The following is a 16196-nucleotide window of genomic DNA, read 5'->3' as shown; positions in this document are numbered from 1 at the left end:
CCCAAGTGTCAGATTGGGGCGGCAAAAATAGCCGCCCCAGAAACAAAAAACCCGCGCACGGGAAAAATCTCGCCGCCAAATCGAGTCCAAACATGCTCTATCTTCTGCGCGGCCCATCAGGGTCAGGAAAAACTACGTTTGCCAACACGCTCCTTAAAGCCGGTATCGTTGATCACGTCTTCGAAGCCGATGATTGGATGGTAGACGACACAGGCAACTATAAACATGATCGAAGTCGGCTGAAATATTGCCACGCAGAGTGCCAGCGCCGCACAAAACAAGCGCTGGAGCGGGGGGAAAACGTCGCGGTTGCGAACACCCTGACAAAGCGATGGGAAGTTGAGTGCTATACCCAGATGACCCCAAACGTAACCGTGATCACGATGGAGGGGCGCTTTCCGAATGTTCACGATGTACCTGAAGACATCGTCGCGCTGCAAAGGGTGCGGATGGAGCGGTGGCACAAATAGAGGAAAAACGCTTGTCGCGAAACTTCAGTTTAAACATCTTTTGGTAGCTTGCTGACATAGTCAGAAGAGAGAACAAAAAATGACTGAAGATCGAGCAACACTTGCAACCTCCATTGAAACTTTAACCAGTTTGGCCACTCGTCACAAACAGAACTCAGGGATTGTAGCTCGGGATGTGTTGATGTTTTGCGTGGAGCCAGCATGGTATCCATTTGACCCCAGCTGCCTGATGTCACTTGATGCAAAACATGCGGAGTGTGCAGTTGAAGCCATTCGTTACGTGCTGACGACTCGGCACAGCATCCAGTCCTTGCTCGACAAAGATGTATTTGATGAGTTGCGTGCTGAATGGACCCAATCTCGCCAAGATAAGGCGGCTTGAAATTGACCGCCTATCAATATCCGGCGGGCCGCTGAAATTACCATTACCTGCGCGTGACGGCGCTTTACCTTGACCTTCGGCAGTCGCATCCTTAAGTTGTTTCGTCCGAGAGGAATACTATCCATGTGCTTTTCGACATTGAAATCTGAGTATGACCAGTTCGCCGTCGCGAACTCGATATTGCGCAACTGATCCATTTGGCGCCGCGTTTTGCGGTGCCTTTCCAGTTGCATTCAGATTGATGTCGAAAAGGACCCTTCATGGCCTGTCAAAAGCAGAACCCCTCTACCGCCTTCCCAGAATTCAACGAGATCTTCACCAATGCCTTGGAATACCTGGACGAGAATGCTGGTTGGCTGGAGATCACCAATTCCGACGATAAGGAAGAAGGTCCGTGCTCCATCTGGCAGTCAAATTCTGGCCAGTATGATGTAGCTTCGGTAGCAGCGCTGGTGCGATTGTTTGCAACACTCCCCCGCGCTCCGGGCGAACTTGTGGAATCTGTTTATCAGCCTTTCGCGGTGACGGTGATTGAAACCGAGGACCCAGCCTGGATTTTCTCAACACGGAAGGCGCTGAACAGCGGCCTTCTGCCTGCAACCCGCAGCAAACATAAGTACTTGCCAAAAATTCAGGCGGTGTCTCACGAGGTTCCATCGATTGCCAAAAGACGCGCCGCACGTGATGAGTTTGCACGGGAAGTAGAGGAACGACTGGCGAAACGGGAACCAGTCATTTTCGTTACCGACCGTGCGGATTCATTGCCGGATGTGGCGAGGGAAGCAGCTACCAATTGGAAGTCCTTGGCGTCGTTGACTTGGCCCATGGTCAGCAGACTGCATGAGATTTTGCATGGCCGAAAGGAACGGTGGCCCGAAATCTTGAATCAACCTGTGTCGTCTGACACTGGTTTTCTTTCTCGTGCAAAACCGGACAGCTTGGCTCTGGCAGCACGCCAGCCAGATTTTGCCCATGTTGTTTCTGCAATCGAGAAATCTTCGGGAAGAGAACAATCAGTTGCAAACCCTGATGCTCTCAAAGACGTCAAAGGCTTAGGTGACTCCCGCATCCTGTTGGAGCAGCTTGCCGCCGACATGACAACGTGGGCTGCTGGTGATGTAGAGTGGTCAGAGATTCCGCGGGGCACCTTGCTTTTTGGCCCTCCGGGTACAGGAAAGACCTTTACGGCCGGCAAACTCGCAGAGCAGACAGGTTTCCACTTTGTCGCTACCAGCTACGCGGACTGGCAGAAACATGGGCATCTAGGGGACTTTCTCAATGCGATGGCCAAGTCCTTTACTGAAGCCCGCGACAACGCTCCCAGCTTGCTTTTCATTGACGAAATTGACAGTTTCACAGATCGTGAAACAGCTGCTGGTGACAATGCCGACTACACCCGAGCCGCCGTCAACGCGCTCCTTGAGAAGCTGGATGGGGTTCGTTCGACAGAGGGCGTTCTGGTTGTTGGAGCGTGCAACAGCTTTGACAAGCTCGATTCTGCATTGATCCGATCCGGGCGGTTCGATCTGAAAGTTGAAATGAAGCTTCCAGATAAGGCGGTGTTCGCTGAAATCCTGGACGGTCATGTCGGTGCTGCTGTGTCCAACCAAACGTTACATGAGGTTTCCGCTCATTTGGTCGGATGCACCGGTGCCGATGCCGCCGCCGTTGTGCGCCAGGCCAAGAGTCTGGCGCGAGGCCAGAAGCGAGAGTTAACCGACCAAGACCTCTTGACGGCGGCAAGGCTTTTCGCACCGGCTTCGCTTCCAGAGGATCTGCGAAGGGCAGCTCTCCACGAAGCTGGGCATGCTATTGTTGGTCATGCTCTTGGGCAGGGCGTCCCAATTCGTGCAGAAATCGGTTCTCAAGGTGGGTCTGTTGAATTCCACGCTAAAGGGAATTACCCAACCGCGTCTGAGCTGGAAGTACTGATTTCAACCGCTCTGGCGGGCCGTATTGCGGAACGTGTCTTCCTGAATTCCGTCTCGACTGGGGCTGGCGGGGATGAAGGTAGCGATCTGGCGAAAGCAACTCTGCTTGCCGTTCAGATGGAAAACCAATTTGGGTTTGGTGCGCAGCGATTGCTTTGGCGCCCCGTCGAGATCAATGAATTGAATTCGCTGTTCGCTGAGCCCGAATTTTCCCACAAGGTAGCTCTTCGACTGGAACGAGCAGAGAAGACAGCAAAGACCGCAATTCTAAAGAGCAGAAAAGAGGTCATGGCTGTAGCAACGGCCTTGATGGAGCACCGGCAATTGGGCCCGAAGGATTTGGAAGCTATTCTAACACCAAACCTTGGTGGGCATGTACCCGAGGCCACCACGGAGGTCTCGCCTAACCAAGACTTGACGCTGCCTCTGTCAGAGGTACGGGCATTCTAGTCAGGTTCTTTCAACTACCAACCTGATACCGGAGGAATTCAATGCTCGTTGCTGACTACTGTGTTTTCAATCGAGTACTGGATTGGGGCGGGTGACCCAAAAGGTGGTTTGTAACCGCCGGACATTCGCTCTAGTCCGCCAAGGTACACATCCTTGCCGAAGATCACCGGCTGGCCTTTCTGCCCGCGTCTGATTTCAAAGCCTTGCCTGCGCATTTCCAACAAGAGCGCATCCGCAGGCCGTTCGTCCGCCAATTTACCGACATGCGCCCGGATCGCAGGGAGCTTTGCGGCACGTACATCCAAACAGGTTTTGCCGGTCACCTGATCCAACTTGCGTTCCAACGATCTATTATGATTGTTCGAGAAGGCAGCCACCGCGCGGTAATTCAGCCAGTCGTCTTCCTTCATCATTGATTTAACTGCGGCCCTTCTTAGAGCAGCCTCAAACATCGCCAAGTCCAATTCCGGGCGGGCCTTTTGAAGCTCTCGAAACACTTTGCAATTGAACCTGCCGGGAACCACTGGGTGTTCCAACCTGATTTCACAAACCCTGGACACCTTTTCGTTCCGTATCTTGAAAAAAGAGCTATTGAGGGTTTGCAGTGTTTCAGCATGTACTTCCGGTACGGCCAGATGCCAGTGCTGTTCATTTCCCGACCCGGATGCACGAGGCTTGTCGTGTTGAACGACTGCTATTCGATTAGCGGAAGTCTTTGGGATGCTGAACTCACGGCAGAGTTCACAGATCACGAGCGCCAGATCACCGGTGGTCATCTTCGCACCTGGTGACACGGTGAAATGCCGAACCGCAAACGCTTTGCCGGCCAAGCCGGAGATCTCTCCCATGGTCAAAATGTCTTGGGGGCACCCTCGCAACCAGGACACTCTGTCGTTGTCTTTTTGATCGGAAAGATAGTTCGCTATCTGCCTGGCTCGACCAGCTGGCACCCTTGTCGATTTGAGTATCATTGAGCCCGCTCCAATAGATGAGCGCGGATTTCAGCCAGACTATCGTGTGTTTTCTTCATTAAAATCTTGGTGCTTCTCAACTCCGCTTCGGAGAATTCTTCGCGTGCAGACATTTCTCCGAACCTGCGCACCACCGATCTCAAGTCTGTGCTGATGTCGATTAGGAGCGCCAAAAACTGAACTGCATTCTTCAGTTCAGATTGAACCGGCTTCTTAGATAGCCTTCGCCTGGCGCGCTCCAGAGGCAGATCCGCATTGTAACCAAGTGCTTCAGCGATCAATAGCCGGGCGCAGGATGTTGTCGAAACACCTTGGTTGTCCGCGCGTTCCCTAAGCGCTGAATAGAGCCTGATCGACCCGCAGACCTATCATCTCCGTCTGCTTCCTTATTGCTGTTCTCTTCAATTTGTAAACTCCTCTGCTCAAATCCGGCTTGCAACACGACTGGCTAAAACCCGTTGCACAAGAATGTGTCAGGCCGCTTGCAAGGCACAAAGAAGGCGCCGGTCTGGCACAAGGTGCTTGTTCATTGCGAGCAGTCGACAATCTGATTTTCAACACTGAGGAGATTTTGGATGGAAGAAATTGCTCGCGTCACACTGTACAAATCGGTCTTGTTTGGACGACCGGGCGCTCCTGTATTTCTTGGTGTTTTGGAGCTTGATGATCAGCATTTGATCACAGTCGCCGACATCGAAATTTTCCCAGGCCGCCAGGCGGAGGCCTTCCTACAATTCCATGCTCACACAGAACAAGGCGCCTGTATCCACAAGGGAAAACTGGAAGTGGTGGAACAGAATAGTTCGGGTGATCCTAACATGGTCGGCGCTGTGAGAATCGATGAGCGCGACTTCTTGTGCAACCTTTGGGTGTCTGCCAAAGATTTGAAGACGAAGTCTCTGAAGTTGAGTTTTTTGGAAATCGTAAAGCAGGAACAGTCGCCGCGACCGTCTGGCGTAGCGCGGAAATGGCTGATTAAACCCAGGTTTTCCGCATCGAGTATGTCATCACGAGGCCCGATCTGGCCGAGATATCTGAATGAAATTTAACAAAAACATCATGACCTCGATCAAGCGTGTGGGATCAGGTGATACATCTCACCGAACACCAGCGAGACGTGAATGATGACAGCTGCAACGTGCAGTTGGTGATAGATTTCCTTTGCAATTTGGATCATGGCGTCTCCAATCATGATTGTGCCTAGTGGGACTTTTGTGCCAAAATTTAGCCAGTGTGTCAGTAGCACAATTGACACAAGAAGCATCTATACCCATTTTTGAGGGCAAGGAGACCCATATGACCGAAGATGTTGAAAAAGAGAAAAACGTTAGACTGCATATCTACCTGCCCCAAGATGAAGTCGATGCGATTGACGACTGGGGGTTCGACCATAGAATTCGTGCACGGACCAAGGCGATCCGAGAGCTAGTGAAATTGGGGTTGGCCGCATCGACGACAAAGACGGCTGACTAAAATACACCTAGATCTCACCGGCTGCGCTGCCGTCGCAAAAAAGCTGATTTCGGATACCAGTGCCCGAACACTTAAATCGACAATGCTCTTGAGAATTGTTGCCGGATTGGTTTCCCTGAAGGACACAAAGTCTTTCTGGACTGTCTGTCAGCTGAATCCGCTACGCCGGAGCATTTTTTGGTTCAAAATGGGTGCGGTGCCGTCGATCTCAATCAATAGCGTTCCCTTGCTAAAGCCTGTTTTTACAGCATGCTTGAATACCAAGGCAATAGCGCTATGAGCCAACAATCGAAGCGCCGTAGCTGACCGATTGGTTGTTTACAATAATGTGCCCACGACTTTGCAACTCCGCTACCAACCTGTCCTGTTCAGCTTCGTCCAAGGTCTTCATAAACAGGGCATTAATCGTGCTTGCCAAGGTTTTGATTTTCCTTGGGCGCGAAGAACCGCGGGATCTTAGACTGGCAACAATTGCATCGATTTTTTCGTCGGGTGATTCAGCGTTTGATATCCTGACAAAGGGGATCTCTGACAGGTCCTTATGGCGGAGCGCGTAAATCCTGCGTTCACGCAAGTGAACGATGAGCGGATCGAAGCCCTTGTCACGTGAGATGATATGGAAGTAGGCGTTCTCGTCCTTGGCCGAGAGTTCACCGATGTAGAAGGCGATGTGGAAATCCAGCGCGTTAGCGCCATTGCCCGAGATCTTCTGATAAGTGGCCTTTTCGCCCAGGTTTTGCAGCGCTGTCGCGAAGTCATAAGGGACATTTTTCTGGTTGGCGCCGACAAAGACGATCAATCTGAAGTCGTGACTATTGAGGGCTCCAAGATTCACAGGCTGAACATTCTCAAAATCGATCAAAATGTAGTTGTTTTTCAATTGGCGTTCTCCACTTGGTTTCTGGTAGAGCAGGATCTATTCTTTACTTGCTGCATTCACGACCGAGTTTCGTTCTGACGTGATGAAGAAATGGCAGGGCTGGTCGACCACCAGAAAAGCACAGTTTCATGGCAACAAGAGATGCGCCAACCCCTGTCTGCCCATCGGCGTTAAACAATCTTCAACCAACTAGATGCCCAGATTTCGAAATGCCGCCTCAACTTCAGGTTTGAGCTCCCAAGTAGCGTTTTGGTTGTCAAAGTTTGCGAGAATCCCGCTGTAGAAGCTTGAATCACGGATATTCGAAGCGTCCGCCGGCCACAAATCTGCTTCCCGCCGTTTACACATCGTACCAAAATGCAAATGCCAAGTTTGTGCGTCCCAACCGAGAGCGCGGCTGAGCTCAGTTGATGTGGATCCGGGGCGGTCCATCAAAACACGGATTAGTCCAATTTCGGTTTCGCTGGGCGGTACGCAGGTGAACGCATGGATCACCCTTTCGGCCGGCTTCATTCCTGATAGTTTTTGATTCAAGGTTTTGCGTTCCCGCTCCTCCAACTCATCCAGCGCTGAGATCAGTTGCGTTGCCGCACTTCGTTGTTCATCGGCACCGTCATCCATGAGCTTCTCGGCATTTCGGCGCATGATTTGCCGCTGAGCAGTACTTTTCTGGGGCAAACTATGGATGATCTTTTCTATGTCCATTTCGACCTCGTCTACTATCTGTTCGAATTCGCATGTCGCTGCACAAGCCTTTTGTGAATAACAATGGGTGCGTAACTTCTCACGAGTTTCGAGGAGCGTTGCACAAGCGCTGTTCCATTCCTCTCATGAAATCGGTCCACGATTGAGTAACGCCGTTCGAACGACATCCCAAGGCACTGTACGCCGTTTTAATGTGCTATGGCTGGCCATCGCGGCATTCGGATCTGCCAGTATGGATGTGACAAGAGCTTGCGCAGCGGTTCGCTCGATAGACGCAGACTGAACGACCAACCAAAACAGTGCCGGTGTACAAACCATCCGGCGATATACGTATTCAGCGGCAACATTTCCCTTGGGTGCTTTTACATAAGCTCCGGGCCCCTCGTAGTCTGCCGGCCAACCGATCCAGTGTTCTTTCTGGTTGGCATACCACGCACGCCCAAAGCCAGGTCCGAATTGCATTGCTTGCTCGACGCGGCAAACCGCCACGTGTTCGGTAGGCAATAAACAAACCAAAATCGAAATCTCACACAGGGAAAGATCTTGGGACATGCCACCACCTAGCCAACTCAGCCCTTTCTCTCACTTCGGAACTTGTTCATTTTGCGGCAGATTTTGGCCCAGCCTACGGCGAGGGTGCTTTGGCTTGAGGTAAGTTTACATGCAACTGTTTCGAGCGAATGTAGATTTCCATTGCGGTCCGAGCTCCCAACTCTCGACAGCAAGGGAAATCATAACACCCGCCCTGAATTGCCCGGATCAGAGATTTAGGCCACACCACATATGCTAATTCAAAAAAGGATACAGCTTACTTAGTGTGACCATTCAAGTTCCTAGTCCGAATTGACCTCATACAAATACTCAGGGAAGGGATCTGGACCATCTAAAGGATCAGATTCTGCCAAGCGCTGATCGTAATACTCCTCTGCAACAGATTGCAGGCTTTGATCCTGTAGCAAATATCGAATTTTAACGTTTGAACTATTTTTTTTGTCAGCAGCGAGCTCCGCATGCTGCGCGGTTCTTCTAAGAACCAAAGCTCCATGCCCATCGTCACGCCGATAGATGCCTTCATTCTCTCCACGGACTGCCACATCGAATGCCCCCAAGGGATCGCGGGCATCAAATTTCATTCGAAGTTCGTCATCGTAGATCGACAGCAACGCGTCGTCGCGCCTTTTCTCAATGTCGGTAACCCATGCTCTATGGAGTTCCCGCACAAGTTCCCGTTGCTCGTGCCGGCTCATCACGGCGTCGAGATGTTCATGCAGAGTGTTTCGCCATCCGGTTAGCCATTCCGGGTCTGAGAACACCCCGAAATAGCGGCATGAATCCTCCGGTATTCCGCGCTTCAAATCCTCCACAAATTTCTCAACTTCATCGTGATAATCCGGCTTTGGAGCTAAGAGGCGGAAGAAGTTCAACGAGTTCAACCGAAGGGCGGTGCTATCAAAATGCCTCCAATGCAACTTGTTCATGAGTTCGTCGTAGGCGGAAAGTACAAGTGCATCCGTGTCCGCAGAAAACAGCGGTAATGCGGACAATTCGGTGATTTTGTCCAAGTCGGGTGTGGATCCTCCAGTTTTGGGATCGTATTTTCTAACACGCCCCAACCGAGCCCGGACGCGTTCAAAAACCGGACTGTTATACGCATTGGGATCACATCTTTTTGCTGCCATGGAAACTATAAAGAGCAACATCCTGTGGCGGAGTTCACGAAGCGTTCCATAGTCTCGCGACCATTTGATGGCCGATTGTTCATAAGACTTGTTGTCTGGCAGCAGCTTGTAAGCCGTGATGCAGGTTTCAAATGCCTGATCCTCCAGACTCCTTGAAGCATCAGCTTCATCAAAGGCCAATTCTTCGTAATGCCGTTCTGCCGCGCTAAGGACATCCGCATCTTCGCTCATAACCTTGTAGCGCGTCGCTTTTCGTGCGGCCTGCTTGGATTTCTCAAGTAGGAGCCGGCTCTTCTGAAACCAACCACCTGGATGTTCGGAATGCACGTCCAAGACTTCTTGGATCAATGGTTCAGCAATTTCCATCGCACCAGCCGCCAGGTAGTGCTCGGCCGCAATACAAATGGCATCGGGGTTCCCTTCTTGGTACTCCTCGCTCCATCGAACCTTTTCGAGAGCCCGAACGACATGAAGTGGGGCCGCAGGTGCGCTTGTATTTGACGCCTGCCCGGAATGTGTCGATGACATCATTTGTTTCAGGCTCATCTCATGAAAAGCCTTACCGGATTGCAGCGCTTGCCTTAATTTAGGGAACTGAGACTTGGCGTGTTGATACGCGTCGGCCAGAAATGTGATTTCTGCCTCCCGCGCTTTCAATTTCCCTTCAACTACCGACGTGTTTCCGGAGGCAACGTCTTTAACGCCCGTATTATTGAAGCCAAAGGCAATTTTAAGGATAGCGATGTTCTCAAAAACACTCATCGGGACACGGTTCGGAAAAAGGTCCTTGTTCTTGTCTACTGGACTTCTGACCGATTCAATGAATGACTTTCTTGTCGCGTCGTCCCCAGGCCAAAGCCCGACATTTGTCAGCGATTGAATTACACGGGCACGAATTGAGCTGGCAGTTAGATTGTCATTTTTCATGTTCATTTCTCATCACTGCTGCACTTACCGGCGTTCTGCACAGAAGGGGATTCATATTGAACTCTTTCCGAGCAGGCCAGGCGAATATCTCGTCGAAAGTTCTGGAAAGATCGAAAGTCACTTGGAGTTGTCGACACGGTTACCCTCCGCCCGTTGGGGGCAGTCAGTACACCATGCTTCTTTCCTCTTCGGTAACGCCATCCCAATCGCCGAAGATCTCTAGCGAAGGCGTTGATCATCTTGTCCTTGCTGTAAATTGTCATCTGTTTAAACACCTCAACGCATGACCGGGAGGGTCGTTAAACTCCCCACCCGGTGTTGTCGTTTTTTTAACGCTTGATGGGTTTGCTGGCTGCGCGCTGTGCACGAGCGGCAAAACTCTTGGTCGACACTTTTCCGCCGCGCGACTTGGCTGTTGCCGACTGAATTCTCGCGGCGGCTGCGCTCGTCATTTTGGCTTTTGCCATGACTTGTTTCGATGTTCTATTCATTGTGAGTTCCAGAAGTTTGTTATTGCGTTCCGGTTGGCCGACTTGGGTGTCGGATTCGACCACCGGAGTCTTTTCTGGTTGTGTGACTCTCACATCAAAGCAATTTTTTTCTTTTTTCTTGAACGTTTTCGAACCGCATTCCAGCGTGCCCGAATGGACCACATCTTGCAGCCGATTACCGCAAGCAGACACTTCCAGGGTCGGATTTGGTTCAAAAGAAACATTCCTCCGCGCTCAAGAGCCACCTCGGCCGGTGACCAATCCTCAAGCATCCCGTTCGCGGTGTGCATCAGACAGTCAGCGAAATCAGCCGCGGTACAAGCTTTGAGACCTGGCCCGCGCCTTCGTATTTGCGGGCATCCGAATAGTCATTCCTGCTCAGATGCCCGAGGATACTAAATACATGACCTTCTGTTCTGGTGTCATTCTGATTGCCTCGTCATGAAAAAGGTTTGTTCGTTGGTTTGGCAGAGAAATTTGACCTCGAACAGAAATCAAGACAAGGCTGTTTCCTCCGTCGCAGAAAAGCGCCGGAGGATGAATTCACAGTTCGAACTCTTGTCCATTTGCTTTCAGGAAGGCGATCAAGGATAGCTCTAGAGCCCGGACGACCGTCAGCTCCTTGCCCTCGCGCAGGTCGTCCCATGCGGCATACAGTTGCGGGTTCACATCTGCTGTGAACGTCTTTGTCCTGAGCGCGGCCCTCCGTCGGCTGGGGCTCATCTGTTCCAGCTTCAGCTGCGACGGCGACACCGGTCTCTTGCGCTCAAACTGCATGTCCTGAACTGCATCTTCCAAAATGCTGCCTACAGCCGCAATTTTTGCTTCCTTGGTCATTTGCGCCCCCTCATGCCGCTTCGTGATTGTTGGTGAATGCCGTCAGAAGCAATTCGTTCGCCAATGCTGACGCATTGGCTTGAGCCGTTTTTGGTGATGACCCTTGAAACTCGCGGGGCAGATCAAGATAGTCTCCTCCCAGGCTCATCATTGCCTGAAAAATTGGCCGTGCCGCCAGCTGCGTTCTCATGATCGGTGCGCCTGCTTCCTCTAGAATAGTTTTGATGGCCCCGGTAATTCTGAACTCAACCGCGCCTGGTTCCGTTTGATTGAGCAGAATGCTTGCGGGGATGCTGCGGCGGAGGACTTGGCTTTTCTGGCGGACTTGCTTGAGAACCTGCACCGCACCCAACGCGTCCATCCGGCTTGCGCGGCAAGGCACAACTACGAAATCGGATACCAACACGGCGTCAATGAGGCTGGCGTCACTGGAACCCTCGACGTCGACCAAAACAAAGCTTGCTTCCAGGGCGGCCTGGAAGACCTCGTCGGTAAGATCCTCCTGATCAACTTGTCGAACTTTGATATTCGAATTTAGCGGTTTCAGGTTTGCCCAACTGGACAACCAGCGTTTTGGATCGGTGTCCAGGATGACCGAGGACAAATCCAGCCGCGAAAACTCTTGTGAAATCAACGCGCATGCGGTCGACTTGCCACACCCACCTTTGGGCGAAAGAAATGAAATAACAGACACTTGGTAACTCCTTATTTTGCCTGAATTCATTCTTGCAGATCGGCCTTTCGGAAAGGTTTAAGAAATCCTTGCTCAGCCTTCGGTTGGCAAGTCATGAGAAACCACGTCTTGGAATGGATAGGCCAGCCGTGTCACGGAAAGACTTGCGTGGCCAAGCCAAGGCTTGGCTTTCCAATGAATGACTAAGATTGCAACTCCAAACAATGAGTTGCCCAGGACTGGCCTCGCCGTCGTCAAAGATTAACGAACTCTGAACACTCGATGGTGGAGCTCGCTCGTTAAATCTCAGCGAAACCCTTTCTCCGAACACTGCGTCCGTCAGCAATTTCGCTGGCCAATATTGAGAGCCGCAATGGCCGGAACCGAGCAGTGACTTTGAAGCAAATGATATTCGCAAACCGAAGAATTGATCTCTCCCCGACCTCGCGGTTCCGGGAGAAAGAAGATGATAGAGAAAGCCGAAACAGCGATTAGGTCAACTGACAGTACCAGTCCAATCAGGATTACGATCCTGAAGGCACCAAACAACAGACCACAAACCAAGAGGTTCCACCAACGCGGAGTCGATAGAAGCAGCAGGGCAAAGTTCTTTCAACCGACTGAAACCGAAATCCAGGGCTTCGACGACCTGGCTAGTCTCATCCGAAGCTTAGCGACAGAACCATGCAAAGTTATCGTGATGGGAGCCGTCAAAGCGGAATACCGCGACCAAACGAGCATCCGCAGGCTAGCGCATCACAGAGAGGATAGCCCGGCAACCCTGGAAGATTCAGGCAGCGCTTTATTGCACTTCGACGTCGACGATCTTTTGAAACCGGATCACCTCGGATGGGAGGATCCGGCGGTCTTGGCGAAGTGGACTTGGGATCAAGTCTGCGGCCGCCTCCCCACATTGAAAGAGGTGTCTGTAGTCTGGCAAGCGTCGTCCAGCGCAGCGATACCTGGTAAAAAGCACCTGGCCAAATTTCATTTCTGGTGCCTTGCAGACCGTCCGCTTCACGCATTTGAACGCCGGCACCTATTCCAACTTGTCGGTAGTGACACGTCTCTCGCATCAATCGCTCAACCGAATTATTCGGCCAACCCGATTTTCGATAGCGTTGAAGATCCTTTGAATGGCCTCCCGCGGTCAGGGACCATCAAGGGGACGAAGGAAAGGCTGGACACGTCAAGGATTTCCTTCCCAAGCCAAGGAAAGGGAAGGCTTGCCAATCTAAAGCCAGCGAGCACTGGAAAAGCAAAGGTTCACCAAAAACAACCTGCCAAAAATCAGGAAGTGACTTCCAGGCAAGGACAAGAGTTGCTGTCCAAAGCTTGTGAACAGATCCGCAAAAAGGGGGCGTCCAACCCCGAAATATTCAATCAGGCGCAGCTGATCGGTGGCTATGTAGCAGGCGGCGAGATTGTGTTGAGCAATGCCCGAAGCGCACTTCTGAGCGCCGCCCAATCGACGGGTTACGCCAGAGCCGACGAGGTAGTCGAAAATGGCCTGAAAACCGGTATAGGTCGCCCCATCAGCTCGGTTGCTCCCGCATTGGTCAAGGAGCCATTCTATCCGGCACCGGTGCTTTCTAGGGAAGATGCAATTTCGAGGCACGCCAGGGTCTTGGAAAACTGGGGAATACAAGCTTTGGCTTTTCATGGAAAAGCTTGGAAAGGCTGGGATCACCCACGTACCAAGACGGCGCCCCGTGCTTTGCTCGCCGGTGCCCAAGGTATAGGCAAAACGGCCTTTCTGGTGGGGCGAAGTGATAATCCAGGATTTCTGCACAGCACGCACGGATTGGTCTCGCTCATGCTTTTGCCAAGTCACGAAAAAGCTGAAGCAGCCTTGGCGGACTACCTGGAATACGCGCCTTCTGGTTCGCCACCAGCCGTAGTCTTGAGGGGGCGTAACAGGCCGGATCCGGCTACAAATGACAGCTCGACCACCATGTGTCGAGCAAATGTAACAGCGCAACAATTGTCTGAACACGGGGTGCCGGTTCGCTCGACTCTTTGCAAGAAGTGCCCGTTTCAAACCGATTGCGGATACCTACGACAAGAAGCGGACATCAAACACCACCTTAAGGGAAAAGTTGGCTTGGTGATCTTCGCCCCCCACGAGTTCGCCTATCTCCCGCTGCCGGGGGAAGCCAAGCCTGATCTTGTGGTTTTTGACGAGCGGCCGAGGGACTTTGCGGTCGAGGAAGTTCATGTAAGCCTTCGGGAGCTGGAGGAGGCTATCATTCCGCCTCTGCGCGGACTCGCGCGGTCGCGAGAATATCGCGATGAAGAGGTTGGCGAGTCCTTGTTCGTTCAGGAGAGGGCCATCCAACCGATCAAACGGGCTCTCCTTGGAGCAGCGGGTGCCTCGGCAGGCCTATCTCTCATGATGCTTCGGAGCTCGGGTGTGACGCGGGAGATCCTGGATCAAGCCATCGCGGATTTGGAGACCCTCAAGCCAAATAACATTCTGCGGATCCTAGGCAAAACTTTTGGGGGCAGAACCGCAGAAGCGTCGCATACGGATCTCTCGCTTTTGACGGCGCAATTGAAAAGCTCCGTAGTAAGCCCAGTCCACCGACTCCGGTTCCTTTTTGAATGCCTGCGGCAGGAAATCGAACGGGAGCACGAAATGGCTGTTTCCGTCTTTAAACGAGTACCAAACCCTAACAACCGCGTGTGGGAACCTGGTATTTCCGCAGTCAGGGTAAAGGAGTTGAAACATGGGCTAGAGGTCCCTTTTCTCTATCTCGATGGAACGGCCGATCCTGACATGGCACGGATTGCATTTGGTGCAGATTTAGACTGCCATAGATATCCTGTTGAGCGCCATGCCGAGATCACGCAGGTCTTGGGATGCAATTTCGCCAAGCGACGCCTGTGTGATGAAACCCAAGGAAGGCAGAAACTGACTCCAAAGATCCTGAGCGAAAACCAAAGGCTGAAGTCGTGGTTGGAAGAAGTAACTTCACGCTACCCGAATGCCGCCGTTTTTGGCAACCGCAGTGTCATCAAGTCGCTTGCGATTTCGGATCCAGAGCGAGCCGGCCACTTCGGAGCTCTGCGTGGTCAGAACAGATGGGAGCACCATGAGTCCGTCATTATCATTGGTAGGGAGCAACCACCTTTGGATGACTTGGAAGCAACCGCGCGAGCCTATGCCGCAGCCGCGGGTGATGATTTTTCCCCAGGAGACTATGTGACCGCCACACGGGGAATCCGGACAAAGAAGAACGTTCATTCAACCGAAGTTAAAGTGCACGGCGACCCCTGGGGGGATCGGGTTCTCCGGCAGATCCGAGAAGCAGAAATTGAGCAAGCGATGGATCGGGCTCGGCTTATTCACAATCCAAAACCGAAGCAAGTCATCTTGCTTTCACCCGTGGTTGTGGATGCCACAGTCGACAGAATTGAGCCATGGCGTACGTTCAAAAAGGGAGGGAGCCGGGTCGCCCAAGCGATTGCAAGGCATGCCGTCGTGTTTCTTTCGCCAACCGACTGCGCCAAATACATGCCACACATATGGGCATCCAAACAGCTAGCGGCCACCGACCTCCCCCCCGCGAAAGAAATGTCAAAAGACCCATGTAGATTTATCTACGAAGGGGGATTTGACGGAAAGTGCCCGCTCCATGTGGCGTTTTGGCCAGAGACACCGTCGGGTCGGAAATCGAGAAGGAGAACGGCAGCCGTGTTTGCGGGCGAGGCCAATGCCCGCGTTCGACTGGAAGTGCTGACCGGGCCGCTGGCCAAGTTTCAGGTTTTGAGAACCGATCTCCCATGACGGGTTTCGAAGGTGTTGTCTGTCTCCATGGTCAGGCAACATAAAAATTTGCGCAGCTGGCGCGGACTCTGCGGTGGGAATGGGATGGCCGTTAATTCCAGCAACTCGAAGAGTAGCCTTGTCCTAGCATTGATCCTGGTGCGTGCTTCGACCATGGGCAGGAACTATGATGCGTTCATGTGTTCTAGGTGGAGATGGCCGTTGTATGCCTTGATAAACCGCTATTTGTGAGTTTGAGCAACACGCGAAATTGCCTTGGGCATCGGCAAATAGGTGATGTCCAAGCACCAAGGTCAGGTTAGGTCGCGTCATCCGGCTGTACCTAGCAGCCAAGTGACATTTGTAGTCCAAAATTCCGGTTTCTTTAACCTGCTATAAAGGATTCGATTTCCGACACCATGTAAGGTGAGCCTGTAACTTAAAGAGGTAACAACTAAGAAAATGATACAGGCAAATAAGGCGTGTTTGGAGCGACCGCTTACTTCAGAGACGCCAATACCTTTTACCCCAGAAACGCTCGCAGGGCGCTGGCAGATT

At 52.1% G+C, this 16196-nt stretch carries 14 protein-coding genes; 6 read left to right on the top strand and 8 right to left on the bottom strand.

Translation table 11 applies throughout. From position 1 onward, the window contains the following. Positions 1 to 5: 5 nt before the first annotated feature. The 3 genes from I9185_RS17580 to I9185_RS17570 all read left to right on the top strand — a co-directional run bounded on the left by I9185_RS17580 (position 6) and on the right by I9185_RS17570 (position 3233). Positions 6 to 470: an AAA family ATPase gene (locus I9185_RS17580; protein WP_210093724.1), complete on the top strand. Its 465-nt coding sequence runs from the start codon at positions 6 to 8 to the stop codon at positions 468 to 470. 79 nt (positions 471 to 549) lie between these two features. Beyond that, complete coding sequence (locus I9185_RS17575; RefSeq protein WP_210093723.1) at positions 550 to 852, top strand: hypothetical protein; 303 nt, start codon at positions 550 to 552, stop codon at positions 850 to 852. 260 nt (positions 853 to 1112) lie between these two features. Further along, positions 1113 to 3233 (top strand): AAA family ATPase, encoded by a 2121-nt coding sequence (locus I9185_RS17570; protein WP_210093722.1) that lies wholly within the window; start codon positions 1113 to 1115, stop codon positions 3231 to 3233. Positions 3234 to 3271: 38 nt separating this feature from the next. On the opposite strand, the gene I9185_RS17565 is transcribed toward I9185_RS17570, so the two are convergent. Then, positions 3272 to 4081, bottom strand: coding sequence for a hypothetical protein (locus I9185_RS17565; RefSeq protein WP_210093721.1), 810 nt, complete (start codon positions 4079 to 4081; stop codon positions 3272 to 3274). Positions 4082 to 4779: 698 nt separating this feature from the next. On the opposite strand from I9185_RS17565, the gene I9185_RS17560 reads away from it, so the two are divergent. Together I9185_RS17560 and I9185_RS17555 are read left to right on the top strand one after the other, a co-directional pair. After that, positions 4780 to 5253 carry a hypothetical protein gene (locus I9185_RS17560; protein ID WP_210093720.1) on the top strand — a complete coding sequence of 158 codons (474 nt, stop codon included), beginning with the start codon at positions 4780 to 4782 and terminating at the stop codon, positions 5251 to 5253. Positions 5254 to 5500: 247 nt separating this feature from the next. Continuing rightward, positions 5501 to 5677 carry a hypothetical protein gene (locus I9185_RS17555; protein WP_210093719.1) on the top strand — a complete coding sequence of 59 codons (177 nt, stop codon included), beginning with the start codon at positions 5501 to 5503 and terminating at the stop codon, positions 5675 to 5677. A 274-nt stretch (positions 5678 to 5951) separates the two neighbouring features. Here I9185_RS17555 and I9185_RS17550 read toward each other — a convergent pair whose 3' ends face one another. The 7 genes from I9185_RS17550 to I9185_RS17520 form a co-directional block, all read right to left on the bottom strand. Further along, a complete protein-coding gene (locus I9185_RS17550) occupies positions 5952 to 6557 on the bottom strand; it encodes a PIN domain-containing protein (RefSeq protein ID WP_210093718.1) in 606 nt (201 codons plus the stop codon). Between the two features lie 189 nt (positions 6558 to 6746). After that, on the bottom strand, positions 6747 to 7262 hold the full coding sequence (locus I9185_RS17545; protein ID WP_210093717.1) for a hypothetical protein: 516 nt from the start codon (positions 7260 to 7262) through the stop codon (positions 6747 to 6749). A gap of 123 nt (positions 7263 to 7385) precedes the next feature. Further along, positions 7386 to 7814 carry a hypothetical protein gene (locus tag I9185_RS17540; protein WP_210093716.1) on the bottom strand — a complete coding sequence of 143 codons (429 nt, stop codon included), beginning with the start codon at positions 7812 to 7814 and terminating at the stop codon, positions 7386 to 7388. Positions 7815 to 8095: 281 nt separating this feature from the next. Beyond that, the gene (locus I9185_RS17535) at positions 8096 to 9868 is read right to left on the bottom strand and encodes a hypothetical protein (RefSeq protein ID WP_210093715.1); all 1773 of its coding nucleotides are present in this window, start codon (positions 9866 to 9868) and stop codon (positions 8096 to 8098) included. Between the two features lie 329 nt (positions 9869 to 10197). Beyond that, a complete protein-coding gene (locus tag I9185_RS17530) occupies positions 10198 to 10521 on the bottom strand; it encodes a hypothetical protein (protein ID WP_210093714.1) in 324 nt (107 codons plus the stop codon). A 381-nt stretch (positions 10522 to 10902) separates the two neighbouring features. Continuing rightward, a complete protein-coding gene (locus tag I9185_RS17525; RefSeq protein ID WP_210093713.1) occupies positions 10903 to 11196 on the bottom strand; it encodes a hypothetical protein in 294 nt (97 codons plus the stop codon). Between the two features lie 10 nt (positions 11197 to 11206). After that, a complete protein-coding gene (locus tag I9185_RS17520; RefSeq protein ID WP_210093712.1) occupies positions 11207 to 11920 on the bottom strand; it encodes a ParA family protein in 714 nt (237 codons plus the stop codon). A 415-nt stretch (positions 11921 to 12335) separates the two neighbouring features. On the opposite strand from I9185_RS17520, the gene I9185_RS17515 reads away from it, so the two are divergent. Continuing rightward, complete coding sequence (locus I9185_RS17515; protein ID WP_210093711.1) at positions 12336 to 15659, top strand: hypothetical protein; 3324 nt, start codon at positions 12336 to 12338, stop codon at positions 15657 to 15659. The last annotated feature ends 537 nt before the right edge of the window (positions 15660 to 16196 follow it).

Origin of the sequence: Ruegeria sp. HKCCSP346 (genome assembly GCF_017872595.1) — a bacterium.
Classification (GTDB): Bacteria; Pseudomonadota; Alphaproteobacteria; order Rhodobacterales; family Rhodobacteraceae; genus Ruegeria.
This window is presented reverse-complemented; position numbering and strand designations above follow the sequence as displayed.